21 protein-coding genes are annotated in these 25,363 nt (G+C 72.2%); 10 read left to right on the top strand and 11 right to left on the bottom strand.

Going from position 1 to position 25,363, the window contains the following annotated elements; all coding sequences use genetic code 11:
- From ACQPZ4_RS10125 to ACQPZ4_RS10105, 5 genes are all read right to left on the bottom strand, one after another.
- Positions 1-1,191 (bottom strand): ABC transporter substrate-binding protein, encoded by a 1,191-nt coding sequence (locus ACQPZ4_RS10125; RefSeq protein ID WP_433058197.1) that lies wholly within the window; start codon positions 1,189-1,191, stop codon positions 1-3.
- Between the two features lie 22 nt (positions 1,192-1,213).
- Positions 1,214-1,792, bottom strand: coding sequence for a GTP-binding protein (locus ACQPZ4_RS10120; RefSeq protein WP_433058195.1), 579 nt, complete (start codon positions 1,790-1,792; stop codon positions 1,214-1,216).
- Positions 1,789-2,181, bottom strand: coding sequence for a roadblock/LC7 domain-containing protein (locus ACQPZ4_RS10115; RefSeq protein ID WP_426511112.1), 393 nt, complete (start codon positions 2,179-2,181; stop codon positions 1,789-1,791). Before ACQPZ4_RS10115 ends, ACQPZ4_RS10120 begins: the two co-directional genes overlap by 4 nt.
- Before the next feature lie 57 nt (positions 2,182-2,238).
- Complete coding sequence (locus ACQPZ4_RS10110; protein WP_433058194.1) at positions 2,239-4,992, bottom strand: sensor histidine kinase; 2,754 nt, start codon at positions 4,990-4,992, stop codon at positions 2,239-2,241.
- A gap of 490 nt (positions 4,993-5,482) precedes the next feature.
- On the bottom strand, positions 5,483-6,067 hold the full coding sequence (locus ACQPZ4_RS10105; RefSeq protein WP_433058192.1) for an aldolase/citrate lyase family protein: 585 nt from the start codon (positions 6,065-6,067) through the stop codon (positions 5,483-5,485).
- 287 nt (positions 6,068-6,354) lie between these two features.
- Between ACQPZ4_RS10105 and ACQPZ4_RS10100 the strand changes: the two genes are divergently transcribed.
- Positions 6,355-6,795 (top strand): hemerythrin domain-containing protein, encoded by a 441-nt coding sequence (locus ACQPZ4_RS10100; RefSeq protein WP_433058190.1) that lies wholly within the window; start codon positions 6,355-6,357, stop codon positions 6,793-6,795.
- Positions 6,796-6,896: 101 nt separating this feature from the next.
- Positions 6,897-7,718, top strand: coding sequence for a helix-turn-helix domain-containing protein (locus tag ACQPZ4_RS10095; protein ID WP_433058188.1), 822 nt, complete (start codon positions 6,897-6,899; stop codon positions 7,716-7,718).
- 889 nt (positions 7,719-8,607) lie between these two features.
- On the opposite strand, the gene ACQPZ4_RS10090 is transcribed toward ACQPZ4_RS10095, so the two are convergent.
- The gene (locus ACQPZ4_RS10090) at positions 8,608-9,342 is read right to left on the bottom strand and encodes a TetR/AcrR family transcriptional regulator (RefSeq protein WP_433058186.1); all 735 of its coding nucleotides are present in this window, start codon (positions 9,340-9,342) and stop codon (positions 8,608-8,610) included.
- Positions 9,343-9,472: 130 nt separating this feature from the next.
- On the opposite strand from ACQPZ4_RS10090, the gene ACQPZ4_RS10085 reads away from it, so the two are divergent.
- The 6 genes from ACQPZ4_RS10085 (at position 9,473) to ACQPZ4_RS10060 (ending at position 19,379) form a co-directional block, all read left to right on the top strand.
- A complete protein-coding gene (locus ACQPZ4_RS10085; protein WP_433058185.1) occupies positions 9,473-10,738 on the top strand; it encodes a hypothetical protein in 1,266 nt (421 codons plus the stop codon).
- Positions 10,739-10,841: 103 nt separating this feature from the next.
- Positions 10,842-13,421: a fibronectin type III domain-containing protein gene (locus tag ACQPZ4_RS10080; protein WP_433058183.1), complete on the top strand. Its 2,580-nt coding sequence runs from the start codon at positions 10,842-10,844 to the stop codon at positions 13,419-13,421.
- A 33-nt stretch (positions 13,422-13,454) separates the two neighbouring features.
- Positions 13,455-14,429 (top strand): AAA family ATPase, encoded by a 975-nt coding sequence (locus ACQPZ4_RS10075; protein WP_433066430.1) that lies wholly within the window; start codon positions 13,455-13,457, stop codon positions 14,427-14,429.
- A gap of 4 nt (positions 14,430-14,433) precedes the next feature.
- Positions 14,434-15,543 (top strand): DUF58 domain-containing protein, encoded by a 1,110-nt coding sequence (locus ACQPZ4_RS10070; protein ID WP_433058181.1) that lies wholly within the window; start codon positions 14,434-14,436, stop codon positions 15,541-15,543.
- The gene (locus ACQPZ4_RS10065; protein ID WP_433058179.1) at positions 15,537-17,777 is read left to right on the top strand and encodes a DUF3488 and transglutaminase-like domain-containing protein; all 2,241 of its coding nucleotides are present in this window, start codon (positions 15,537-15,539) and stop codon (positions 17,775-17,777) included. The genes ACQPZ4_RS10070 and ACQPZ4_RS10065 overlap by 7 nt, the downstream gene beginning before the upstream one ends.
- Positions 17,778-18,485: 708 nt before the next feature.
- Positions 18,486-19,379, top strand: coding sequence for a DUF72 domain-containing protein (locus ACQPZ4_RS10060; RefSeq protein ID WP_433058178.1), 894 nt, complete (start codon positions 18,486-18,488; stop codon positions 19,377-19,379).
- Between the two features lie 3 nt (positions 19,380-19,382).
- Here ACQPZ4_RS10060 and pth2 read toward each other — a convergent pair whose 3' ends face one another.
- The 4 genes from pth2 to ACQPZ4_RS10040 form a co-directional block, all read right to left on the bottom strand.
- Positions 19,383-19,733, bottom strand: coding sequence for a peptidyl-tRNA hydrolase Pth2 (gene pth2, locus ACQPZ4_RS10055; protein ID WP_433058176.1), 351 nt, complete (start codon positions 19,731-19,733; stop codon positions 19,383-19,385).
- Positions 19,730-20,545: a metal-dependent hydrolase gene (locus ACQPZ4_RS10050; protein ID WP_433058174.1), complete on the bottom strand. Its 816-nt coding sequence runs from the start codon at positions 20,543-20,545 to the stop codon at positions 19,730-19,732. Before ACQPZ4_RS10050 ends, pth2 begins: the two co-directional genes overlap by 4 nt.
- A 43-nt stretch (positions 20,546-20,588) precedes the next feature.
- Positions 20,589-21,221 carry an SDR family NAD(P)-dependent oxidoreductase gene (locus ACQPZ4_RS10045; protein WP_433058172.1) on the bottom strand — a complete coding sequence of 211 codons (633 nt, stop codon included), beginning with the start codon at positions 21,219-21,221 and terminating at the stop codon, positions 20,589-20,591.
- Positions 21,222-21,301: 80 nt separating this feature from the next.
- A complete protein-coding gene (locus tag ACQPZ4_RS10040; protein ID WP_433058170.1) occupies positions 21,302-21,826 on the bottom strand; it encodes a DUF1707 SHOCT-like domain-containing protein in 525 nt (174 codons plus the stop codon).
- A 189-nt stretch (positions 21,827-22,015) separates the two neighbouring features.
- Between ACQPZ4_RS10040 and ACQPZ4_RS10035 the strand changes: the two genes are divergently transcribed.
- Both ACQPZ4_RS10035 and ACQPZ4_RS10030 read left to right on the top strand, forming a co-directional pair.
- Positions 22,016-23,263 carry a sensor histidine kinase gene (locus tag ACQPZ4_RS10035; protein ID WP_433058168.1) on the top strand — a complete coding sequence of 416 codons (1,248 nt, stop codon included), beginning with the start codon at positions 22,016-22,018 and terminating at the stop codon, positions 23,261-23,263.
- Positions 23,260-23,925, top strand: a complete 666-nt coding sequence (locus ACQPZ4_RS10030) for a response regulator transcription factor (RefSeq protein WP_433058166.1) — start codon at positions 23,260-23,262, stop codon at positions 23,923-23,925. Before ACQPZ4_RS10035 ends, ACQPZ4_RS10030 begins: the two co-directional genes overlap by 4 nt.
- On the opposite strand, the gene ACQPZ4_RS10025 is transcribed toward ACQPZ4_RS10030, so the two are convergent.
- Positions 23,886-25,346 carry a GH1 family beta-glucosidase gene (locus tag ACQPZ4_RS10025; protein ID WP_433058164.1) on the bottom strand — a complete coding sequence of 487 codons (1,461 nt, stop codon included), beginning with the start codon at positions 25,344-25,346 and terminating at the stop codon, positions 23,886-23,888. The two genes, ACQPZ4_RS10030 and ACQPZ4_RS10025, sit on opposite strands and share 40 nt — an antisense overlap.
- Positions 25,347-25,363 lie beyond the last annotated feature (17 nt).

The raw sequence follows: 25,363 nt of genomic DNA, 5'->3' as shown, positions 1-25,363 counted from the left end.
CTACTGGCCAACCGTGGCGAGGTCCTGCACCAGCGTGTTCGCCAGTGCGCGGCCGTCGTTGCGGACCTGGCGCAGGTACCACTTCTGGATCGGCGCGTGGTTCTTGCCGAACTGCCACTGGCCGCGCGGGCTGGAGATCTGCCCCAGCTTGCCGACCTGCTCGTTGATCGTCTCCGAGGTCACGTTGCTGCCGGCCGCGGCGATCGCCCGGTCCAGCACGGCGGCCGCGTCGTAGGACGCCATCGCGTACGTGGTCGGGGTGGCGTCCGGGAACTGCTGACGCCAGGCGGCGACGAACTTGCGGTTCTCCTCGTTGTCGAGGTCGGGCGAGTAGTTGCAGGTGGTGAAGACGTCCTTGGCGGCGTCGCCCTCGGCCTGCAGCACGGTGCCCTCGGTGATGAACGCGCCGTACAGCGGCAGGTCCTTCACGTCCGACTGCTTGTACTGCTTGACGAAGTCGATCGCGGCCTTGCCGGCGTAGAAGGTGTAGACCGCCTTCGCGCCGCTGGACTTGATCTGGCTGAAGTACGGCAGGAAGTTCGTGGTCTGCGGGAACGGCGTCCACAGCGTCTTGCCGCCGGTGTTGGCCAGCGTGCCACCGATCTTGGCGAACTCGGTGGTGAAGCCGCCGACCTCGTCGTAGCCACCCTGGTAGTCCGGGCCGATGGCGAAGACCGGGCCGTTGACCTTGTCCTTGATGTACTGCGCGATGGACTGCCCCGGGTCGGAGGACATGAAGCTCGTCGTCCACACGCCGTTGAGGTCCTTGAGGTCCGGGCGGCCGTTGGAGCCGATCAGCGGCACCTTCGCCTGGGACAGCAGCGGCGCCACGGCGGCCACCGAGCCACCGCCGACGATGCCGGTCATGGCGAGGACGCCGTCCTCCTTGACCAGCTTGGTCGCGGCCGGAACGGCGGTCTGCGCGCCGTCGCCCTCGTCGGCCACCTTGAGGTCGATCGGGTGCCCGCCGAGCTTGTTGTCGTGCATCTTGAGGTACAGCTCGAAGCCGTTCTTCAGATCCGTGCCGACGGCCTGGTAGGTGCCGGTCAACGAGCCGAGGAAGCCGATCTTCAGGGTCGACGCCGCTCCGGCGCTGTCGGACTTCGCGTCGTCGTCGTTGGCGCACGCGGCGCCCGTGAGTACCAGGCCGGTGGCCAGCGCGAGGCTGACCAGACGTCGAGGCAGAAACATTGCTCTCCTTGAGGGGGGTTTTCTAGCGGCGAGCGCCGGCGCGCTGCGCAAGGGCGTGCTCGGTCACGGCGACGAGGATCTCCTTGGCCGATGCCCGGGACCGTACGTCGGCATTGAGCATCGGGACGCTCCGGTGCACGGCCAGCGCGTCGCGGATGTCCTCGAGGTGGTAGCGCGCCGCGCCGTCGAAGTTGTTGACGGCCACGACATAGGGCAGGCGGCGGTTCTCGAAGTAGTCGATGGCGCCGAAGCAGTCCGCCAGCCGCCGGGTGTCGGCGATGACGACCGCCCCGATGGCGCCGCGGCACAGCTCGTCCCACATGAACCAGAACCGCTTCTGACCGGGCGTGCCGAAGAGGTACAGCACGAGGTCCTGGTACAGCGTGATCCGGCCGAAGTCCATCGCCACCGTGGTGCTGCCCTTGTCCGGCACCAGGGAGGCGTCGTCGTGCGCCAGGCTGGCGGCGGTCATGACGGCCTCGGTGGTGACCGGCGGGATCTCGGAGATCGCGCCGACCAGGGTCGTCTTGCCCGCGCCGAACCCGCCGGCGATGATGATCTTGACCGCGGTCGGACGGCCGCGGCGGTTCGGATCGGTCACGACGGGCCCCGCACCGCGGGGGTCAGCGCGTCGCCGATGCGGTTGGCGAGCTCGGTCATCTCGTACGAGACCTTGCCGACGTCCGCGTTCGGCGACGCCAGCACGAGCATCGACGCGCCGTCGCTGAAGGCCATGCAGAACATGAACCCGCCGTCGAGCTGGGTCACGTTGGAGATGACCTGGCCGGCGTCGAAGAACCGGGCGGCGCCGGCGAGGAGCGCGACGAGACCACTGCCGGTGGCGGCGAGCTGGTCGGCCCGGTCCCGGGGCAAGGCCCGGGTATGGGCCAGCACGAGACCGTCGGTTGAGATCGCCAGCGCGTGGCTGACGTCGGGGGTACGGCTCGCGAAGCTATCCAGCAGCCAACCGAGATTACTCGGGTCGGTCACAGACGTGGTCCTCTCCAGCTGTTGCATATACATCCCAACGGTTCCCCCCGGAGCCGATCAGCTTTGCGGGCGTCGGTTCGCGACGCCTCGTGCGTATGCCGACATCGCCGCGGCCACCCGGGAGGGGTCGCGCTTGGGCGTGCCCGTCTGCATCGGTGTGCCCGGACGCTGCTGCTGCTGGGCCGGCTCGGCCGCACCCGGCACCAGGTGCCGGCCCGCCGCGCGCACCGGCAGACCCGCCGCCGTCGTGTCGCTGACCGAGGGCGTGGCCGCCTCGGCGGCGGCCCGCCAGCCGGCGTCCGCGCTCGACTCCCAGTTCCTCGGCTCCGGCGCGGCCGCCGCGGCGACGGGCGCCGGGGCCGGCGCGCTCATCGCCATGGCCGGCTCGGGCTCGCCGAGGCCGGGCGGCGTCTCGACGTGGAACCAGCCGCTGACCGAGTTGAAGATCGGCAGCTCCATCGCGTCGTCCTCGGCCGAGGCCAGGATCGACGAGACCTCGGGCTCCGGCAGCGGCGGCCACATGCCCGGGCCGGGCGGGGCGGCCGGCCGGCTCGAGCTGGGCTGCTCGTACGCCTCGTACGCGTCGTACGTGGGCTGCGCCTGGTAGGACTGCGCCGGCTCGGCCTGGTAGGACTGCGCCGGGTAGGGCGCGTCGTAGTCCGGGGCCTGGAACACCTGCGTCGGCGCCGAGGACTGGATCGTCGTCAGCTCCTGCGTGGCCCACTGCTGGGCCTGGGCCGGCGCCGGGACCTCGAACAGGCTGGGCTCGCTCGGGCGCTGCGGCGTGAACAGGTCGTTGCCCGGCCGGGAGCCGTTGCCGTTGTGGTCCGGCGCGCCGACGGTCGCCGGCGCCAGCTGCGGTCCCCGCTCCGACGCCATGATCGGGCGGAAGACCTCCTTGGGGATGATGATCTCCGCCAGGGTCCCGGTGTGCTGGCCGGGGCGCAGTTGAACGCTGATGTTGTACCGCGCGGCGATGTGCCCGACCACGGTGAGTCCCATGGCGCGGACGGCGGCGATGTCGATGGCCGGCGGCTGCGCCAGGAGCTGGTTGAGCTGCTCCCGCCGGGTCGGGGAAAGACCCACGCCGACGTCCACGATCTGCACGATCACCCGGTCGCCCAGGCCGCGGGCGGTGACCCAGACCTCGGACTCCGGCGGCGAGTAGCCCGTCGCGTTGTCCAGCAGCTCGGCGAGCAGGTGCACGATCTCGTCGACGGCCTCGGCGACCACGGCGACGTCGTCGTCGACGCTGCCGAAGCGGACCCGCACGTAGTGCTCGATCTGCGAGATGGCGGCCTGCAGCACCTTGCCCAGCGGCGCGTCCTCGCGGCGGACGCGGGCGGCGCCGGAGCCACCGAGCACCAGGAGGCTCAGGTTGATCCGGGCCATCCGGGTGGCGAGGTGGTCGAGCTGGTACAGCTCCTGCAGCCGGTCCGGGTCCGTCTCGTCCCGCTCGACCTTGTCGACCTGGGCCAGTACCGCGTCGACCAGTCGCTGTTCGCGGCGGGACAGGTGGACGAAGATCTCGGCGACGTTGGACCGCATGACGGCCTGCTCACCGGCGATCCGGACCGCCTCGCGGTGGACCGCGCGGAAGGCCTGGGCCACGTCGGCGACCTCGTCCGCCCCGGAGACCACCAGGGTCGCGGAGGCCCGTTCGGCGACCTCGTCCGGGTCGACCGTACCGGGCGCGGCGGCGCGCAGCTCGGAAACGACGGTGGGCAGCTGGTCGTACGCGACGGTCCGCGCGGCGTCCTGCAGGTATCGCAGCCGCCGGGTCAGGCGCCGGGCCACGAAACCGGTCAGCACGATGGCGACCAGGAGGACGACCACCACGCCGACGGTCTGCAGCGCGGCCCGGGTCATCTGGTCGTCGTGCACGGCCGCGACGGCCTGCTCGATGCTCTCGTCGACCTGCTGCTCCACCTGGTACAGCAGGCCCTCGTAGCCGGACATGGCGTTGATCCAGGCCGCCGACTCGAAGTTGATGCGCTGGCCGGGCTGGGTGCGGCCGACCTGGTCCTGCAGCCGCTGGGCGGCCACCACCTGGTCGCCCATACCGGCCTGCTCGTACCAGGTCCGCCACTCCGGCGGGGCCAGCTGGGAGAAGGCGACCGACTGCTCCGTGAAGCTCGTGCGGGTCGCGGTGATCTCCTGCTGCAGCGCCGGGGTCAGCTCGCCGGCGGCAATCCCGCGGAGCACCGCGGCCTGCTGCTGGCCGATGGCCTCGGAGGCGCGGGAGAGCGCGGCGGCCGCGCGGATCTCGTCGGCCAGGTCGGTCGGGGCGCCGGAGCGGGCCACCGACTCGCGGTAGTCCAGCAGGTCGGCGATCATGATCCGGTAGCTGAACGCGACGGCGGAGACCGAGGCCTGCTTGCCGTTGCGCACCTGGTCGCGCAGCTTGGCGAGGCTCGAGAGGCCGGTGTCGATGCGGTCGAGCGTCTCCGAGTCCCCGCCGCCGGCGAGGTTGTGACGCTGTGTGTCGTACTTGTGTACGGCGTCGTCGGTCAGCATCGACTGCTGCTGGAACGCGTCCTGCTGGGTCGCCTCGTTGTGCAGCACGACGTTGACCGCCGCGGCGCGCTCGCGCTGCAGTGCGTGCGCGAGGCCACCGGCGTCGGTGGCCAGGGCGGAGAGGTCCTGCAGGGTCCGCGCCCGGTTCACCTCCTGCACGGTGGAGTAGAAGGCGACGCCGGCGAACACGACCACGGCGACGAGCGGCAGGGCGACGATGAGGCGGAGCTGGTCGACGATGCGCCGGCCGGCCCGCTGTCCGGACCGCCGTTCCTGGCCGCGCCCAGGGGGCATCGGCTCCTCACGGCGAGCCAGAGCGGCGGTGTGGCGGGTAGGCCGGCGCTCGGGGCTCTGCCGCGAGTCGCGACCCTGCCGTTGGGCGGGCACGGGCAGCGAGCTCTGGCTTTGGGTCACGAAAAGTCCCCGCAGGCATCCGAGATTGACAATGCGCGTCGGACGCGGTCCCAGCCGGCCTGGGTAAGTGGCCCAATTGCCCGGCTGTCGCATCGACGTTGTGCACAATCACAGAGCGGCCGATCTGTGTCAATACCGACGTACGTGATCGAACGACGATCGCCTCTTTCCGGCTCATCCGTTCGCCGACGACGGGTCAACCCCTTCGGACCCAAACGGCTGGACCGGACGGATTTCTGACTGATGCATTCCGATATGAGCAACCCTGGTGTGATGTTAACTTTACGTTGCGGCAATAATCACAGAATGCATTGTCGACAACACATTGGGTAATTGATTGTCGCCGCGGAATATGTTCGGACGACAATGTTCATGCGCAGGCAAATATTTCACCGGCAAGCTTCAGCTGCTGGTCATCCGCGCAGACCCGGCCGCCGAAACCCAGCCGCGCGAGGGTCCGCGACGACGCCTCGAACCGGCCCGGATCAGCGCAGACGTCCGCCACCGGGGCCCCGATCCCGGCGGCCGCGGCGGCCAGCACGGCCATCGACCGCAGCCACTGCAGCTCCGCCTCGTCGGGCCCCGGGCGCATGCGCAGCTCGGCGCGCAGGGCCGCCTCGCCGAGCAGCAGCCGGGCCACCCGCGGGGCCCGGGCGAGCTCCGAGGCGGCCAGCACGCCGGCCGCGGTCTCCAGGGCCGGGATGACCGCGATGCACCCGATCGGCAGCCCGGCCGCCTCCTCGGCCTCGGCCAGCGCGGCCCCGAGGGCGGCGAGCTCGGGCGCGGACGCGGCGGCGGAGGCGCAGACGCCCGCGAGCCCGGGTGCCACCACGGCCCTGGTCGCGCGCATCCCGGCCGCGCCGGGCGGGAGCCGCACCCAGCCGCCGGGGCCGATGGGCGCCACGTCGTGCAGGCGGGCGGGGCGGAGGCCGGCAACGTACAGGTACGACACCATCCTCTGATCTTCAGGCCGGCGCCGGATTTCGGCCATTCGGCCGCGCGCCCCGCCTCGGCGCGCGACCGTGGATCCGCAGGCCGGCAGCGGATTTCGGCCATTCGGCCGCGCGCCCGGCCCCGGCGCGCGACCGTGGATCCGCAGGCCGGCAGCGGATTTCGGCCCATTCGCGGGACCGGTCTCGGCGCGCGACCGCGGATCCGCAGGCCGGCGCCGGAATTCGGCCATTCGGCCGCGGGCCCGGGCTCCGCGCGCGACCGTGGAGGGGCCGACTCTGAGGAGGGGACATGGCTTCCGACGCCGTCACGCTGATCACGAACGACCACCGCATGATGGAGCAGCTCTTCGACCGCCTGCGCGACGGCGACGGGGACCGCCAGCTGCTGCTCGACGAGTGCGCGGCCCGCCTCACCGCGCACAGTCACGCCGAGGAGCAGAAGGTGTACACCGAGCTGCCCTCGGCCGAGGAGGCGCACCACGGCGCCGACGAGCACCACGAGGCCGAGCGGCTGCTGCACGACCTGCAGCGCATCTCGCCCGAGGGCCCGGACTTCGACGAGAAGCTCGAGGAGTTCATCGCCGCCGTGCGGCACCACGTCGAGCACGAGGAATCCGTGGTACTGCCCGAGTTGCGCGAAGCCGTGTCGCCGGAAAGGCTGGAGGAGCTCGGGGCGGCCTTCGAGGAGATCCGCATCGCCGAGCTCGCGGTCGCCGGCATCCGGGTGTAATTGCCGCACTTCAGCTTGCCGATTGGCGGGCCTTCGGTACAGTCGGGCTGGTCATGGTCAGTTTCGGCGGCCTTACCGTGGACCCTGTCGGCGCGGCGCGCGTGAGCGACCTGCCCGTGGGGCGTTCGCCCGTGCGGACCGCCGACCACGTCGTCATCCTGGTGAGCGCCGGGCAGGGCACGCATGCGCTGGACTTCGTGACGTACGCCTGCCGCCCGGGAACCCTGCTGTGGGGCCGTCCGGGCCAGGTCCACCAGTTCGGCGCGCAGACCGGCTTCGACGCCACGGTGCTGTCGTTCTCGCCGGCCATCCTCCCGGACCTGCCGCTGCCCGAGCTCGTCAGCGACCCGTTCGCCCCGGCGTGCTGGCAGCCCGCGGGCGAGGACGAGGACGCGATCGTCGCCGAGATCGCGCAGATCGGGGTCGACCAGGTGCGTTTCGGCGGGACCGCGTTCGGCGCGACCCTGCTGGCACACTCGGTGGCGGTGCTGCTCATGCGCATCTCTGCTCTGGCTCCGGTACCGCGACGCAGCCCCGCCGACCTGCTCATCGGACAGCTTCGCAAGGAGCTCGAGCGCGAGGTGCGGCACCGGCGGGTCGAGGACTATGCCGACCAGTTGCGCTGTTCCGTCCGGACGCTGACCCGGGCCAGCCTCGCCGTCACTGGACGCAGCGCGAAGCAGCTCATTGACGAGCGGGTGGCCTTGGAAGCGAAGCGGGTACTCGCGACCAGCGACCTTCCGGCCGCCGATGTGGGGCGGAAACTGGGGTTCGAGGAGCCTACGAACTTCGGGCGGTTCTTTGCCCGGGAGACTGGGCAGTCGCCGGGGTCGTTCCGGGCGGCGTTGCATCGGTTGCCGGCGCCTCGGGTGCCGCACCAGCGATCGGCGCTGCCGGGGCGTTTGACGCCGCGCACCGCCTGACACGCTGGGCCGCGCCAGCTTGTCGGGCGTGCTTCGCGCCCGCTGTGCGCCATCTCCACCGCGCGCCACTCCACCGCGTCCACCGCGCCGCCACGTCCACCGCGCCGCCACGTCCACCGCGCCGCCACGTCCACCGCGCCGCCACGTCCACCGCGCCGCCACGTCCACCGTGCCGCCACGTCCACCGTGCCGCCACGTCCACCGCGCCGCCACGTCCACCGCGCCGCCACGCCCACCGCGCCGCCACGCCCACCGCGCCGCCACGTCCACCGCGCCGCCACGTCCACCGCGCCGCCACGTCCACCGTGCCGCCACGTCCACCGTGCCGCCACGTGGTCCATCGTGCGCCCGTGTCCGTCTCCGCCGGGCGCCGTCGTGCGCCGCCTCGGCCATGCGCGCACGTGCGCCCTGCGCGCACGTCTACCGCGTCCGCCCTCCGCCGCGTCCGCTCTGCACGCCAGGTCCACCCCATCCGCCCTGCGGCGCGTCCATTGCGCGTGCCGGGTGCCCTGCGCGAGGTGCCGGGTGTCCTGTGCCGGGTGCCGGGTGCGCCATCGCGCGCGCGTTGGCGGGGCTGGGGCCGGTCAAGCATTTGTTTCGTGCCAAGTCGTTCGCGTTCACCCGATCGTGGACCGACCGTTCACTCGATCGTGGCGGATGCGGGCCCAGAATCCGGCGGAATCGGATTTTTCGCCCGCCGGGGTATAAGTCCGATATGTCGCGGCGCGCCAGCGCCCGACATATCGAGCCCCACAACGCCGCCGAGCGGACCCCGACGGCAATTGGAGTAATGCCAAAGTCGATTGAGTAATGGCGCAGCGAAGGCTGGAGTAATAGAACAAGAACTGTACGCAGCGCCGCATTCCGGCAATTCGGGAAAAGGCCGCCTTTACGGCGTGATCCGGCACTCCGCCGGTTTGGCCGGGCCGGTGTGGGCCGACTCGATCTCCAGTTCCAGCGCGGCCTCCTCGCGGCCCACGAAGGGGACCAGCGTGAAGTACGTGAGCGTGGGCAGCAGGGCTGGGAGTTCGCTCACGCGGCCGGAGGCGACGTAGCGGTACACCGTGGCGTAGATGCCGCCGACGATGGTCTCCACCAGCTCCTCCGGCATCGGCAGGTCCGCGGCGGTCGGGGCCTCGGCGAAGAAGCGGTCGAAGCGGCGCAGGGTGCGGGCCCGTTCCGCGCGGCCGTGCGGGCCGGCCGAGTCGATCTCGACCACCGCCATCGCGGCGAAGGCGGGCAGCTCGGTCAGGACCTGCAGCATGACCCGCAGGGCGGCGCGGGTGCCCTCGCGCCAGCCGGTCGCGTCGCGGTAGGCGTCATCCATGATCTTGAACAGGATGTCGGTGCCGTGGCGGTACGTGGCGATCAGGGCGTCGTCCTTGCCGGCGAACAGGGCGTAGAAGGCGGGTCTGGTCACGCCCGCCGCGCGGCAGATGTCGCTGACCGTGGCGTTGGCGTAGCCCTTCTCGGCGACCGTGTGCACCAGGGCGTCGAAGAGCCGTTCGCGCTGGTTGGCCGCGATGACCTCGGGCGGGACCCGGCTCGGGCCGCGCTTGATCGCCCGGGCGGGGTCGCGGCCCTCGCGCGCACCCGGCAGCTGGCCCAGCGAGTCGGTCGCCATGCCACCAAGTATCAATCGATCGGCAACACGCGCCCACTCCTGACTGACCTCAGTACACCTGGGGCATCGATCGCGGACCGAACGGGCCACCGGGTGGCGAACGACCGGGCCGACAGGGCAGAGTATCGGCGTGTCCACGTCCGCCCAGTTGGCCAACGCCGTGCAAGGCGCGCGAGCGATCGCCGCGCACGGGGACAAGCGGGGCGCCCTGGTCCTGCTCGACCAGGCCGTCGACGCCGCCTCGATGACGCTCGGCAGCGACGATGCCGAGGTGCTGGCCGCGACGGCGCAGCTGGCGCGGTACCACGTCGAGATCGGCGAGCTCAACGACGCGCGGCGGGTGCTCGAGGAGGGGCTCGCGGCCGGGTACCACCGGCTCGGCGACGGGCACGCGGTGATGCTCACGCTGTCGTACGAGCTGGCCCGGGTCGCCGACGAGCTCGGCAACGTCTTCGAGGCCAAGCGGCGGTACACGCAGCTGGTCAAGCTCGGCCCGCAGGCCCTGGGCGACGGGCATCCGAGCGTGCGGGCGGCCCGGGAGTACCTGGGGCTGCCGGAGCCGGAGGGCGACATCCACGTGCCGGCCCCGCCGCCGGTGACGTTCGACCCGGTCACGCCGCCGCCCTCGCCCCGCCAGCCGCTCGACGACCGGCCGATCTTCCGGCCCGAGCCGCGCTACGAGGAGATCCCACAGCGCGAGGAACCGCAGTGGGAGCAGGGCCAGTGGGAGCAGGCCGCCCCCGGGGTCATGCAGCGCCCCGACTACCAGCCGACCTGGCCGGCCCAGACGTCGTCGCCGCCGATCAGCGGGCCGCCCGTGAGCGTGCCGCCGATCAGTGCGCCGCCGGTGAGCATCCCGCCGATCAGTGCGCCACCACTGCCGCCCGTCAGCGCTCCCCCGCGCCCCGTGCAGCCCCGGCTGCCGCAGCCGGAGGAGCCGCCGCGCCGTACGGCCATGATCGCGATCGTCATCATCGCCGTCGTGGCGGTGCTCGGCGGCGCGGCCGCGGCCGGCGTGGCGTTCATGACCGCCCGCGACGACCGGGCCGCCCCGCAGCCGACAAGCACCGCGACCGCACCGGAACAGGGCGGCACCGCGGCCGAGCCGTCCCAGCCCGTCCTCGGCAACGGCCGGGCCCCGCGCGACCTGCAGCTGCGCGACGACAAGACGAGCGTGACGCTGACCTGGACCGACCCGACCAAGGGGACCGTCCCGTTCGTCGTGGCGGGCGGCACCGAGGGCGCGATGCAGAAGCTCCAGGGGCTGCCGGCGGGCACCACGACGTACAAGATCAATGGGCTCAGCGAGAAGCTGGAGTACTGCTTCACCGTGGCGGCCGTCTATGGCACGCAGGATGTCCAGCTGTCGGACCTTGCGTGCACCAAGCGCAAATAGTGCGAAGACTTCCGCCGAGCACGCTCCGTGACCGGGTATCCGGCACTCATCGACGGGAATATGATGGGCGCCGGTTTCGGGGAGGGACCGGGATGGTGATGACATGCGTTTGAACCTGCGCTCGGGCCGCAGCGGTGCGCTGATCACGGGCGGCACGATCGTCGCCCTGGTCGCGGTGCTGGGGCTCACGCTGTGGGGCACGGGTTCGGCGAACCATGCCGTCGCGAGCTTCGACGTCAGCGCCTGGCTGTGGAGCGCCGACAAGGGCGAGATCGCCCGCGTCAACGGCGTGACCGGCAAGGTGGACACCCGCACGAAGATCACGGACGCCCAGGGACACACGATGCAGGTCACCCAGAGTGACCGTTTCGTGATCCTCCGGGACATGAACACGGGCAAGGTCAGCGTCCTGGACCTGTCCAGCCTGACCCTCGGCGCGACCACCCAGTCGACCCCCGGCCTCGGCGTGACCGTCGCCGTGCACAACGACACCGCCTTCATCATCGACACCGTGCAGGGCCAGGTCCGCCAGCTCGACCCGATGACACTGCTGCCGGTCGGCGAGACGCTGAGCTTCCCGCCGGGCATCTCCGGCGGCGCGTTCGACGACAGCGGCAAGCTGTGGCTGCTGGTGCCCTCCGAGGGCACGGTGGTGGCGATCGACGCGGCCAAGAGCGCGCCCGCCTCCCCCGGCGGCGGCCAGGGCGGCGGGTTCGCCGGCGACCCGGTGAAGGTCAAGACGGTCGGCGTGGCCGATCCCAGCCACGACCTCGCACTGTCCATTCTGGACACCGGCGTCGCCGTGCTGGACAAGACCGCCACCACGCTGACCACCCTGCGCGGCGACGCGGTGAAGAAGGTCCCGCTGAAGCTCGACGGCGAGGGCGGCATGCCCGGGCGCACCGTCGGCGGCGACGTGCCGGTCACGGTGGTCGACGGCAGCCACGTCTACATCGTCGACAACGACAAGGTCAGCGACTTCGCGGTGCCCGGCGACAGCCCCAAGCTGCAGCCCTGCGTGGCCTGGTCGGGCCGGTTCTACTGCGCCGACGACGCGACCGGCACCGTCTACGTGCTCGACGGGCAGGGCAAGGCCCTCGACCCGATCCGCATCCAGGCGGGCGGCAAGCCGCTGGAGATCGAGGTCCGCGAGGACCGGATGTTCATCAACGCGCCCGGCGGGCAGACCGCGCGGGTCGTGGACGCCAAGAACAAGGTGACCACGGTCGACAAGTACGCCAACGACGTCCTCGGCGGCGACGCGCCGCCCGCCCCGCCGCCCCCGCAGCAGACCAAGCCGCCGGTCGGGCCGCCCGGCGCGCCGGCCCGGGTCAACGCGGTGGCCGGCAACGCGACCGCGCGGATCACGTGGACCGCGGCGCCGCCGAACGGCAGCACGGTCACGAAGTACGTGGTCGAGGGCGACGGGCAGCCGCCGCACGAGGTCGGGGCGAGCCTGCGGGCCCTGGACGTGACCGGGCTGACGAACGGGCAGACGTACAAGTTCACGGTCTATGCGGTGAACGCCAAGGGCAACGGGCCGAAGAAGGCCGCGAACCCCGTGGTGCCGACCCGCGACGTGCCCGACGCGCCGGTGAGCGCGGCCGCCGTGGCCAACCCGGACGGCACGGTCGCGGTGACCTGGCCGGCCGCGAACGGGCAGGGCCACAAGATCGCCAAGTACGTCGTCACCACCGTCGGCACCGGCGAGTCGAAGACCTTCGAGTCGGCCCAGCCGCAGCTCACGGTGCCCGCCGGGGAGCTGGCGTACGGCACCCAGGTCGCCTTCAAGGTCGCCTCGATCAACGACATCGGGGCGAGCTCGGAGCAGTCGCCGCTCAGCCCGTCGGTCGTGCCGTTCAACAAGCCCGGCGCGCCGACCGGCCTGACCGTGAAGGCCTCGACGACCAAGCGCGGCACGGTGGTCGCCACCTGGAAGGCGCCGGCGGACAACGGCTCGCCCCTCACCGGGTACGAGGCGACGGTCAACGGCACCAAGCAGACCATCGGCACCGCGCTGACCCACGAGTTCGCCGGGTTCAAGGACGCCGAGGCGGTCACCATCCAGCTGCGCGCGGTCAACAAGGCGGGCCAGAGCGCGCCCGCGACCGGCTCGGGCACCACGCTCGCCGCGCCCAAGATGACCGTCAACGACGGCGGGGACACCGCGGCCCTCAACTCGATCACCGCGCACTTCACCGCGACCGACGGCGGCTCGCCCGGCACCTGCGTGCTCGCCGTCGCCGGGGCCGGCAGCACGTCGGGCAACTGCTCGGGCTCGCTGACCCAGGGCGGGCTGTGGCCGAACACGGCGTACACGTACACCGTGACGATCACCAACCAGGCCGGGATGACCGCGAGCGGCACCGGGTCGATCAGCACCCCGGTGTACAAGGGCACCGTGGTCTGCAACGACCCCGGTTACTGCGGCAAGACCGCGAGCGGCGGCGGCATCTGGGTCTACAAGAGCCCGTCGCAGTCCGGTTCGGGCATCGGCGACGTGTTCAACGGCGAGAGCTACGTCGCGATCTGCCAGACCAACACCAGCGTGAGCATCAACGCCGAGCCGTACGGGGGCAAGAAGAGCACGCAGTGGATCAAGATCCAGTTCATGGGGGAGAACTACATCCCCTACGCCTGGTTGAATCTGCCCAGCGGCACGGGGCCGCTCAAGCAATGCTGATGGAGCACCGTGGTCGTCTCGGCTGAACAGTCCATTGCCCAGGGTCCACCGAGCGCGGAGGAGGTCGGCGCGGCGGCCGAGCTGGTGGGTCGGCTCGCGCGCAACGTCGAGTCGATCGTGCTGGGCAAGCCGCACGTCGTGCGGCTGACGATGACCGCGCTGCTGGCCGAGGGGCACGTCCTGCTCGAGGACGTGCCCGGCGTCGGCAAGACCACCCTCGCCCGCGCGGTCGCGGCCAGCGTGCAGGGCCAGTGGCGGCGCATCCAGTTCACGCCCGACCTGCTGCCCTCCGACGTCACCGGGGTCACCATCTTCAACCAGGCGACCCGCGGCTTCGAGTTCCACCCGGGCCCGGTGTTCGCCAACATCGTCATCGCCGACGAGATCAACCGGGCCTCCCCGAAGACGCAGTCGGCGCTGCTGGAGGTCATGGAGGAGCGGTACGTCACCGTCGACGGCGTCCGCCACGGCGTGCCCCGCCCGTTCCTGGTCGTCGCGACCCAGAACCCGATCGAGATGGACGGCACCTACCGGCTGCCCGAGGCCCAGCTCGACCGGTTCCTCATGAAGCTCTCGATCGGGTACCCGGCCGAGGCGGTCGAGATCGAGGTGCTGCGCGGCGCCGTCAGCCGCTCCCCCGAGGCGCTCGACCCGGTCACCGACACGCAGACCGTGGCCCAGCTGGTGCGGCTGGCCCGGCGCGCGCACATCGCCGACCCGCTGCTCGCCTACGCGGTGAAGCTGGGCAACGCGACCCGCGCCCATCCGCAGGTCCGCATCGGCGTGAGCCCGCGCGGCGTCATCGCGCTGACCCGGGCCGCGAGTGCCTATGCGCTGACCGACGGGCGCGGGTACGTCGTGCCGGAGGACCTCAAGGCGCTCGCCGAGCCGGTCTTCACGCACCGGCTGGTGCTCTCCCCCGACGCCCAGGTGCGCGGGGTGTCGCCGGCCGACGTCGTGCGCCAGGTGCTCGAGGCGGTGCCCGTGCCGTCCCCGGTCGCGGCCTGACGTCATGCGTCTCACCGCGCGGGGGGCCGGGCTGAGCCTGGCGACCGTGGTCCTGCTGGCCGTCGGGCTCCTTTTCGGGTACCGCCACCTCGTCGTCCTCGGCACCGCCGGCGCCGCGTCGCTGATCTTCGCCGCGGGGTACGTCTGGTGGCGCCCGAGGCTCACCGTCGCCCGGTCGGTCGAGCCGGACCGGGTCATGCGCGGCGAGTCGAGCACCGTCACGCTGCGGGTCGGCAACACCAGCCGGCTGCGCGGGGCCACGCTGGTCGCGCACGATCGGTGCGGGGCGGTCTCGGTGCCCGTACCGTTGCTGCGTCTGAAGGCCGGTGGCGAGACGACCGCGGACTATCCGGTGCCGACCGCGCGGCGCGGGGTGGTCGCGATCGGGCCGCTGCGCGTGGTGCGGCGCGACCCGCTCGGGCTGCTGGCCCTGGCGCGCGGCTACGGCGGCACGGCCCAGGTGTGGGTCTATCCGCTGGTGCACCGCCTGACCGCGATCCCCACGGGCATCACCAGGTCGCTGGACGGGCGCGACGACAGGGTCCCGCACGGCACGATCACCTTCGACACCCTGCGCGAGTACGTCGTGGGCGACGAACTCCGCCGCGTGCACTGGCGCACGTCGGCCAAGGTGGGCGAGCTGATGGTGCGCGAGCAGCTGGACACGTCGCTGCCGCGGCTGGCGGTGCTGCTGGACGACCGGCGCGCCTCGTACCCGGACCCGGAGCGCTTCGAGTCCGCCTGCGAGGCCGCGGCTTCGCTGGTCATGGCGGCCACGCGGGAGGAGCTCCCGATCGCCCTGCGCCTGCTGTCGGGGCGGACGCCTGCCGGGAACTCCGCGCGCGATTTCCTCGACCTGCTCGCCGAGGCCGACTTTTCGGAAATGTCCGAAAAGTCCGTCGAAGAGCTGCGCACCCAGAGAGTCGGCGACACGCTCATCTATCTCACCGGCGATCCGGACCTGTCGCGGGTCAGCACGCTGCGCACCGCGTACCCGACGCTCGTCGCGGGCGTCTTCGGCGACGCCCGCCCGGCCCTGGAGCGGGTGGTCGTCCTGGCCGTGCGCGACGGCGCCGAGTTCGCCGCCGCCTGGGACGGGGTCCAGGCATGGTGAGACGGGTCTTCGTGCCCCTGGCGCTGCTCGGCATGCTGATCCTCAGCGGGCTGCAGCTCGCGCCGATCTACAACGGCACCCTGCTGCCGCTGCTCACCACGGTCGCCGCGGCCGGGGCCGTACTGATCAGCGTGGCCGTGCGCCGGCTGCCCGCGTACACCGCCGCGCCCGCCTCCGTGCTGGGCCTGGCCGTGATGGTCTTCGTGACCGTCCGCGTCTCCGCCAAGGCCGGGCAGATCGCCGGCCCGGTGCCGGACGTGGCCCGCGAGGCGCTCGGCAACAGCATCCCGCGCCTGCTGACCGCCCTCATCCCGATCGAGCCGCAGCCGGACACGGTCCTGCTGCCGGTCATCGCCACCTGGCTGGCGGGACTGGCGGCGGCGGAGGCCGGCGTACGGTACAACCGCGTGCTCCTGTCCTACAGCGCCCCCACGGCACTGTTCGGCGGCGCGCTCTATCTGGTGGGGCCCGACACCACCGCGGCCCGCGCGACGACGTGGATCCCGCTGGCCTACGCCGCGCTGGCGATCGTCGGCCTGGTCGCGAGCGCGCGGCCCGACCTCGGCGGCGACGCGCTGACCGGGGCCCAGCGGCGCACCCTCGGCCTGCGGGTCGGCGCGGGCGCGGCGGCGGGGCTGGCCGTGATCGTGCTGCTGTCGCAGTTCCTCGGCCCGGCCGTGGCCGAGCAGGGCAACGCGACCCCGGTCGACCCCCGCAACTACGTCACCCCGCCCCAGCTCGACGCGCTCGACGAGAACCCCCTGGTCCGGCTGTCGGGCTGGAACCTCAACAAGGACCAGCACCTCTTCGACGCGGTCGTCCAGCCCGGCCCGGGCGCGCAGGAGGAGCCGGTCATCCGCCTCGCCGTGCTCAACGACTACGACGGCGTGACCTGGCGGATCGGCTCCGTGTACCGCAACGCCGGCCGCGTCCTGGGCCGCTCCGACGGCGACGGCCCAGAGGTCACCCAGACGATCACCATCGACGAGCTCGACGGCCGGCTCCTGCCCGGCATCGCCACGCCCGAGCGCGTGGAGGGCGTGCGGGTGGCGTACGACGCGGAGACCGGTACCGTCGCGCTGGCCGACAGCCTGCGCAAGGGCCTGACGTACACGGTGACGTCCCGCCAGAAGCCGCTCCCGAACGACCAGGAGCTGCTGGTCGCCGAGGTCCCCACCCCGGAACAGGCCGCCCGCTTCGTCGCCCTGCCCGGCAAGGTCCCCGACTCGATCGCCCAGCTCTCCACCCACCTCGGCGAGGGCGTCTCCAACCCGTACCAGCGCGCCTTCGCCATCCAGCAGTGGCTCGAGGAACACTACAAACTCGTCGCGGACGCCCCGAGCGGCCACGCGTACCCCAACGTCGAGCACTTCCTCTTCGGCAACAAGCAACTCGGCGGCCAGAAGGGCACCTCGGAACAGTTCACCGCCGCCTTCGCCGTCCTGGCCAGGCTGGCCGGCCTCCCGACCCGCGTGGCGGTCGGCTTCCAGACCCACAAGGGATCGACCGCAATCCACGGCGCCGACGCAATAGCGTGGCCGGAGGTCGAGTTCAAGGGCTTCGGCTGGGTCCCGTTCGACCCCCTCCCGAAGTCCGACACGGTCCAGCGCCCCGTCGAGGACGACTTCAAGCCCAAGGCCCCGCCCTCGCAGCCCCCGCCCCCGTCCGTCCCTCCCCCGTCGGCCGACACCAGCACCGCCCCCTCCCACTCGGCGCCGGCGTCGGCGGCAGCCGCCCCGGCAACCGGCGGCAACACGACCCTCCTGGCCCTGGCCGCCACCTCGGCGGCAGTGGTTCTCGTGCTGGCTTATTTCGCGTCGGTACCGCTAGTGCTCGCCAACCGCCGCAAACGTCGCCTGACCGCAGGGCCGCCCTCGGTACGCATCGACGCGGCTTGGAACGAAGTGCTGATCGGCCTGCGCCAGGCGGGCCGCCCCGCACCGCCCCATCTGACGGCGGGCGAGGTCGCCCGGTACGCCACGCAGGCGGCCGAACCCCGCGCCCACGTCCCCGGCCGCTCCCTGCGCCCGGCCGTACCTCCGGTGGACGAGCTGGCGACGCTGGTGAACGCGGTGGCGTTCGCGGGTGCCGCGGGCCCTGGGGAGCCCCAGGCGGCACGGGCAACGGCGGCGGCAACGGCGTACGTGGACGATCTTCGCTCCCGCCGCCCGTGGTGGCGCCGTCTCCTGTGGACATTCGACCCGCGCCCGCTCCGCTGGCACCGCAAGCGCTGACCGGCTCGGCCTCGACCTCAGCGGCCTCGGCCACTTTGGCGGCCTCGGCGACTTTGGCGGCCTCGCGCTCCAACGCCAGCAACCGCAGCTTCTCAGCATGCCGCCGAGCAAGCCCCCAATCCCGATGCCGCTTGTGTTCCCGCCGAAATGCCTCATTCGCAGGCGAGTAATTCCGGCGCTTCGTGGTATCTCGCATGGCGGTCAATTCGGCCCGACCAAACAATGACATCTGCCCCACACAACAATTGTCCCACCAGCCCCGCACAAACCCCAGACGACTCCATATGAAGCAAATTCCTGAGTTGTACCACCGATCGTCGACCACGACGAACCCGGCAGCCCCCAACGGTCTGGCCCACCTCCCCGCAAGCAGCGTCGAACCGCGCCCACTCAACCCTGTGGGCCGCCGACAGGCGGGCCGAACCATCGGCCGAACGCACAATTCTGGTGACCATCGGGCGGGTGGAAAAGACCCCGCGCCGGACCGATGGGCACCGCGAAGTGCCCTCGGCCGATGGTCCCCGGCCGCTGGCGCGACCGGAATGTATTAGCGTGGTCCCGCAGACGATTTTGGTCACCGTTCGGTGGTCCAGACCGTACATTCGGGAGCCGGGTCCGCCGTGGTCGACGTTCGGTGGTCCAGGAGGAGAAATGCAAAAGACCATGCTCCGGTGGCGGCGTTGACGTTGAGGGCGTCTACTGAATTACATGGGTGTCATTCGGCTCGGCACGGCGTCGTGGGCGGATCGGCAGTTGCTCGCGTCCGGTTGGTATCCGCGCGTGGCGCGGACTGCTGCTCAACGCCTGGCCTACTACGCGATGAACTTCGACATCGTCGAGGCTGACACCAGCTACTACGCCATCCCGGCGGCCGAGATGACCGAAGGCTGGGCCGCGGCCACGCCCGACGGGTTCACGTTCGACGTGAAGGCATACGCGTTGCTCACCGGGCATCCCACCCGGGCCAACACGCTGCCGCCCGATCTGCGGCCCGAGGGCGCCACCGGCACGCTGCGCCGCTCCGATCTGCCAGCCGAGACCATCGACGAGCTCTGGCGGCGCTTCCACGCGGCCCTGGAGCCCCTCCGCGGCCGGCTCGGCACCGAGTTGTTGCAGTTCCCGCCGTGGCTGGCTGCCGGGGATGCGGCCGTGCGGCGGATCGAGGACACCATCGCCCGGACCCGGCCCCTGCGCCCGGCCGTTGAGCTGCGGCACGGGTCGTGGTTTGCCGGACCCCAGCGCTCGCTCGACACGCTGCTCATGTTGCAGCGCGCGGGGGCCTCGTTCGTGGCGGTCGACATGCCGCAGGGGTTTCCCTCGTCGGTACCCCCAGTGCTCGCCGTCACCGCCTCCCCAGCCGTCGTGCGGTTTCACGGGCACAGCTCGAACTGGGAGCGCGGGTCCAAAGAGGACAAGTTCCGGTACGCCTACTCGGAGCGCGAGCTCGCCGACTGGGCCGAGCGGCTGCGCATGCTCAGCAAGGACGCCGACGAGGTGCATGTGCTGATGAACACCTGCTGCGCGGGGCAGGCCCAGCGCGACGCGGCCCGGCTCGCGGAACTGCTCGGCATCGATCCGCCCGGACTGCGGCTGACGGCGTAGCGCTCAGAGCAGGGACAGCGAGCCCGTCACCGGGTGCAGGGCGTCCTGCGTGGCCGGGCCGATGGCGCAGCAGGTGGCGGTGCCGGCGGCGACCTGGGTGCGGCCGGCGTCGTGGATGACCTCGATCGGCAGACCGGCTTCCTCCGCGGCCGCCACCACCAGGCCCAGGGTGTCCTCGTCCGGGACCTTCAGCACCACCTTCGGCTGGCCGGCCCGCCACCAGTCGGCGAAGGCGGCGGTTCGCTGGTTGCGCATGGCCGCGCCGACGGCGGCGTGGGCGGCCTGGGCGGCGATCTTGCCCTTGCCCATGCCGAGGTCGGTCCGCATCACGATGACCAGCCGGGTTTCGCTCACGTGCCCAAGGTTAGGTGAAGGCGGTCGAGCATGATCGGCGCCACGAGGACGGCGGCGGCGAAGATGGCTACGGTCGCGAAGACGGTACGCAGGAAGACGGTTTCTGTTCTGTCGCCCGCGGTCAGGGCGATGCGGTGCGGCAGGCCGAAGCAGCGCCACATGCGGCGGCCCGTCGGGATCGGCCAGAGGATCGGCGAGCCGTGCCTCGTGACCATGTCGCCGAGCAGATGGATGAGGCCGCCGATGCCGACCGCGACGCCGAGCAGGGGGTAGCCGCGGTCGCCCGGCAGCCGCTCGAAGACGACGAAGGCGGCGCCCGCCGAGGCCAGGGTGACGATGACCCAGCCGGCGCGCTCGGCCCACTTCTCGAACAGGCCGCGCAGGGCCAGGGCGAAGGCGAAGAAGAGCACGCCCATGACGGCCCATTTGCCGTACGCCTCGCAGAGGGCGAGCGTGCCGTAGCCGACGCCCACGTTGAACACGATGGTGTGGGTGAGCGTGCGGTGCCCGTTGCGGCGGGGCGGGTCGTACTTCATGCGCGTGAGGCGGTACACGCCGAGTGAGAGCTTCTCGATGCACTCGGCCAGGAACAGCGAGAACACGCCGAAGGTGTGCGCGACCGTCGCGCCGCCCTGGCGCCGTGTGACGCGGCCGGAGAGGTCGAGGTCGGGCAGCAGGGCACCGCCGGCGCAGATCGCGGTGCCGACGGCGAGCTGGAGGGGCGTCTGGTGGAATCCCGCGAGCTGGTCCAGCGCGAGCGATCCCGTCAACCAGACGGCCGCCCCGGACAACGCGTGTGACGATCCCATCATGCGCAGTGACTATCCCAGGTGGACGGTCATTCGTACATAGGATCTACAGTCGCATCAATGTGCCCGCAACGTCGAGTGTCGTTGCCGTCATGCTCGCCGCGGCGTCCGAGGCCAGGTAGAGGGCGGCGAACGCGGCGTCGTCGACGGTCGCCGCGCGCGGTGTCCAGGACACGACATTCGCCCGTACGCCGTGCTCGGCGAACAGGCGCGCGTAGTGCTGGGTGAGCGCCGTCACACCGCCGCCGACCGCGGTGGTGGCCGGGTCGGTGCCGACCGGGGCCAGGGTGACGACCGCGCCGGCGCCGGACTCGGCCATGGCCGGTACGAACGCCTGCAGGGCCAGGAAGGTCGCCGTCAGTCCACTGTCGACGGTGCGCTGCCAGCCGCCGGTGACCGCCGGGCAGGCCAGCACGAACAGCATCTCGGGGGCGCCGAGCTCGCCCAGGACGCTGTGCCGCACCGAGTCCATGGCGGCGGCGTCGCCCCCGCCCGCGGCGACGATCCCGACCGCCTCCGCGCCGTTCCAGCGCAGCTCGTCGACGAGGTCGCCGACCGAGAGCTCGTCGCCCCCGACCACCGCGACCCGCGCGCCCCGCTCGGCCAGCATCCGGCACACCGCCGCCGCGACCCCGTCGGGGCCGCCCAGCACCACCGCGACCCGACCCTTGAGCTCCAACGATGATCCCAACACGACGCCTCACTCCCTCGTGGACGGCGGGGGCCGCCGCGTGCCGGCGGCGGCCCCCGGTGGTGGTGCTAGCGGCCCCAGCCCTGCTGCCGGTCCGACGCGGCCCCCCACGGTCCGCGCCCCCAGCCGCCCTGGCCCCCCTGGCCGCGGTGGTGGTGATGATGACCCCACGGCCCCCGGCCGAAGCCCGGGTGGCCGCCGTACGCCCGCCAGCGCGCATGCCTGGCCAGGCTGAACACCATGAAGAAGAGCGGGATCGCCGGCCAGAAGAAGTGCGCGCCCGAGAGCACCCACAATCCGGTCAGCACCGCGGCGATCACGGCGACGAAACCCGCGTGGCCCCACAGGTGGCGGCGGCTGTCCCGGGCGAACTGCTCCTTGGCCTCGGGCGTCTCGTAGATCCCGCGCCGGCCCCCCTCGGGCAGGTCCGCGGTGAGCGGCGGCAGTTCGTCGCGGTACTTCCCCGCGTAGACCTGCGCCAGCCGCTCCTCCCCCTCCTCGAGCGTGAGCCGGCCCTCGGTCATGCCGGCCCGCACCATGTTGGCGTACTGTTCGCGCTCCTCGTCCGAGGCTCGCACCCTCTCGCCGGCCATGTTCCCGGCCCCCTTCCGTTGACGGACTCCAGAGTGCCGAACGCGGCGAGCCGGCGCGTCGCACCGGGGACGGCTCGTGCGGTACCCCCCTGGACGCAGCCGGCCGCCCCGCGTACTCCAGCGGGAGTAGTCGCCGCCGCGCCGGGAAGGCGATGCCGCTGGTGAACCGGCTCCACTACCGTTTGACCTGTGAGACACGCGCCCTGGCACAGCGAGCATCGCGCCGCGCGCCTCGAGCGCAAGTTCGAGCGCTTCGAGGAGCGCCTCGAGCGGCGGCGCGGGCAGCGCTTCAACGGCCCGCACGCGCTGCCGATCGCCGTGTTCCTCGCGCTCGTGCAGGTCTTCGGCACCCGGGCCGCCGCCTACGGCTCGACCGCGCAGGCCCTCGATCAGGCGGGCTACCTGCTGCTGGTGGCCGGGCCGGCCGCCCTGCTGTTCCGGCGCAAGCTGCCGCTGTTCTCGCTGGCGGGCGCCCTGGCCGCCACCGTGGCCTACTTCGCCCATCCGTACCCCAACGGGCCCGGTTTCCTCGCCGCGATCGTCGCCGTCTTCGGCGCGCTGTCGGCCGGGTTCCGCTGGCTGACCTGGCTGGCGGTGCTGGTCGCCTACGCGTCGTACGTGATCCTGGCCCTGCCCCGCACGTCCGTCGGGCACCTGGTCGTCATCGGGGTCTGGTGCCTGATCATCGCCGTGTTCGGGGAGGCGGCTCGGGTGCGCGGGATGCGGTACAGCCAGATGGCCCGCGACCGCGCGCACCAGGAGGCGCTCGCCCGGGCCGAGGAGGAGAAGGCCCGCAAGGAGCAGCAGCGCCGCCAGGCCAGCGACGAGCGCCTGCTCATCGCCCGCGAGCTGCACGACGTCATCGGGCACCACCTGTCCCTGATCAACGTCCAGGCGGGCGTCGGGCTGCACCTCATGGACGAGCAGCCGGAGCAGGCCCGGGTGGCCCTCTCGGCGATCAAGCACGCCAGCGCCGAGGCCCTGCGCGAGACCCGGGCGGTGCTGGCCGGGCTCAACCCGGGCGAGGCGGCCCCGCGCACCCCCGCCCCCGGCCTGCACGACCTGGAGCGGCTGGCCGGCGAGGCCCGCGGCGCCGGCCTGCCGGTCACGCTGGACACGGTCGGCGCGCCGAGGACGCTGCCGCCGCAGGTGGACCGCGCGGCGTACCGCATCGTGCAGGAGGCCCTCACCAACGTCCGCCGGCACGCGGGCCCGGAGGCGACGGCCACGGTCATCGTCACGTACGCGCCCCGCGAGCTCACCCTGACCGTCACCGACGACGGCACCGCCGCCCCGGCCGGCGAGGGCGGCAACGGCATCGCCGGCATGCGCCACCGCGCGGCCACGTTCGGCGGCTCGGTCGAGGCCGGCCCGCGCGAGGACGGCGGCTTCGAGGTGCGCGCGACCATCCCCCTCAGCGAGGAAGAGACGACGTGATCAAGGTTCTCCTGGCCGACGACCAGGCGCTGGTCCGGGCCGGCTTCCGGGCCCTGCTCGACGCCCAGTCCGACATCGAGGTGGTCGGCGAGGCGGTGGACGGCGCGGACGCGGTGCGCCAGACCGCCAGTACCCGCCCGGATGTAGTGTTGATGGACATCCGGATGCCGGTGCTGGACGGCCTGGAGGCGACCCGGCAGATCGCCGCCGACGCCGAACTCTCCGACGTGCGGATCGTCATCCTGACCACGTTCGACCTCGACGAGTACGTCTTCGAGGCGCTGCGGGTCGGCGCCAGCGGCTTCCTGGTCAAGGACACCGAGCCGGTCGACCTGCTGCGCGGGGTGCGCGCGGTCGCGGCCGGCGACGCGCTGCTCTCCCCCGGCGTGACCCGCCGCCTGATCGAGGAGTTCGCGAGCCGCTCCCGCGCGCCGCTCGCCCCGATGTCGCTGGACACCCTGACCGACCGCGAGCGCGAGGTGATGGCCCTGGTCGGGGCCGGACTGTCCAATGAGGACATCGCGGCCAAGCTCTTCGTCAGCCCCGCCACCGCCAAGACCCACGTCAGCCGGGCGATGATCAAGCTCGGCGCCCGGGATCGCGCGCAGCTGGTGGTCTTCGCCTACGAGGCCGGACTGGTCCGACCGGGCTGGCTCGGTTGAGCCAAGCCATTCTTCGCAATCACGCCGCGGTACCACTCGGCGCTCGCCTTGCGCCGCCGGTCCCGGGTGGCGGGGTCCACGCGGATGAGGCCCCAGCGCTGGGAGTACCCCTCGGCCCACTCGAAGTTGTCCAGCAGCGACCAGACGTGGAAGCCCTGCAGCCGCACGCCGGCGGCGATCGCCCGGTGCGCGGCGGCGAAGTGGTCGCGCAGGAACGCGATCCGGTCGTCGTCCTGCACGTCGTTGACGGTCGGCATGCCGTTCTCGGTGATCGTCAGCGGGATGTCGCCGTAGTCCCGCTTGATCCGGGTGAGCAGGTCGAACAGGCCGTCGGGATAGACCTCCAGCCAGGTCGCCTGGGTCGTCGGGTGCTTCGTGACCCGCCCGCCCTGCGCGGTGACGTGCATCGGGTTGTAGTACTGCACGGCGAGCACGTCCGAGCGCTCGCCGATCAGGGCCGCGTCGCCGTCCTTGACCGCCGCGTGCACCGGCGCATCGGCGGGCTGTCCGGCGAGCCAGCCGTCGGGATACCGCCCGAGCAGCACCGGGTCGAGCCAGCGCCGGTTCTCGTCGAGGTCCACGGCCTTCGCCTGCTCGGCGGCGCCGGCCGAGCCGTCCGCGGGGTACACCGGCGACAGGTTCAGGGCGGCGCCGATCGTGCCCTTGCGGCCGGTACCGCGGAAGGCCTTGACCGCGAGCCCGTGCCCGAGCAGCAGGTGATGGCCGGCGACATACGCCGCGCGCCGGTCCTTCCTGCCCGGAGCGTGGATCCCCGAGGTGTACCCGAGGGAGACCACGGTCTTCGGCTCGTTCAGCGTCAGCCAGGCGGGCACCTTGTCGCCGAGGGAGTAGAACATCTGCTGCGCGTAGTCGGCGAACCAGTGCGCACAGTCGCGCTGCTCCCAGCCGCCCTTGTCCTGCAGCGCCTGCGGGGTGTCCCAGTGGAACAGGGTCGCCATGGGGGTGATCCCGCGCGCGAGCAGGCCGTCCACGAGCCGGTGGTAGAAGTCCAGCCCCTTGGCGTTGAGCGCGCCCCGGCCCTCGGGCAGGACCCGCGACCAGGAGATCGAGAACCGGTAGCTCTTGAGGCCCAGGTCCTTCATGAGGTCGAGGTCCTCGTACAGGCGGTGGTAGTGATCGGCGGCCACGTCGCCGGTGTCGCCGCCGCGGGTCCGGCCCGGCTGGTGGCTGAAGGTGTCCCAGACGGACTTGCCGCGCCCGTCCTCCGCCGCCGCGCCCTCGATCTGGTACGCCGACGTCGACGCGCCCCACGCGAAGCCCGGCGGGAACACGAGCCCGGTCGCGGCGCCGCCCGGCGCGGCGGGTGCACCCGGTGCGGGCGCGGACGCGGGTGGCTCCGGGGTGCAGCCGGCGACGGCCGCTCCTACGGCGGCGAGGGTGAGCACCTGGCGCCGTCGCATGCCCAGACACGGTAACG

The organism is Dactylosporangium sp. CS-033363 (assembly GCF_050942475.1).
GTDB lineage: Bacteria > Actinomycetota > Actinomycetes > Mycobacteriales > Micromonosporaceae > Dactylosporangium.
The sequence above is the reverse complement of the archived record's forward strand: the minus strand, read 5'-3'. Positions and strand labels throughout refer to the sequence as shown.

Bases quoted from the DNA above. Each gene is read 5' to 3' on its own strand.
- ACQPZ4_RS10125 (WP_433058197.1), bottom strand. From the start codon at position 1,191: ATGTTTCTGCCTCGACGTCTGGTCAGCCTCGCGCTGGCCACCGGCCTG.
- ACQPZ4_RS10110 (WP_433058194.1), bottom strand. From the start codon at position 4,992: ATGCCCCCTGGGCGCGGCCAGGAACGGCGGTCCGGACAGCGGGCCGGC.
- ACQPZ4_RS10105 (WP_433058192.1), bottom strand. From the start codon at position 6,067: ATGGTGTCGTACCTGTACGTTGCCGGCCTCCGCCCCGCCCGCCTGCAC.
- ACQPZ4_RS10100 (WP_433058190.1), top strand. From the start codon at position 6,355: ATGGCTTCCGACGCCGTCACGCTGATCACGAACGACCACCGCATGATG.
- ACQPZ4_RS10090 (WP_433058186.1), bottom strand. From the start codon at position 9,342: ATGGCGACCGACTCGCTGGGCCAGCTGCCGGGTGCGCGCGAGGGCCGC.
- ACQPZ4_RS10080 (WP_433058183.1), top strand. From the start codon at position 10,842: ATGCGTTTGAACCTGCGCTCGGGCCGCAGCGGTGCGCTGATCACGGGC.
- ACQPZ4_RS10070 (WP_433058181.1), top strand. From the start codon at position 14,434: ATGCGTCTCACCGCGCGGGGGGCCGGGCTGAGCCTGGCGACCGTGGTC.
- ACQPZ4_RS10065 (WP_433058179.1), top strand. From the start codon at position 15,537: ATGGTGAGACGGGTCTTCGTGCCCCTGGCGCTGCTCGGCATGCTGATC.
- ACQPZ4_RS10060 (WP_433058178.1), top strand. From the start codon at position 18,486: ATGGGTGTCATTCGGCTCGGCACGGCGTCGTGGGCGGATCGGCAGTTG.
- ACQPZ4_RS10050 (WP_433058174.1), bottom strand. From the start codon at position 20,545: ATGATGGGATCGTCACACGCGTTGTCCGGGGCGGCCGTCTGGTTGACG.
- ACQPZ4_RS10040 (WP_433058170.1), bottom strand. From the start codon at position 21,826: ATGGCCGGCGAGAGGGTGCGAGCCTCGGACGAGGAGCGCGAACAGTAC.
- ACQPZ4_RS10025 (WP_433058164.1), bottom strand. From the start codon at position 25,346: ATGCGACGGCGCCAGGTGCTCACCCTCGCCGCCGTAGGAGCGGCCGTC.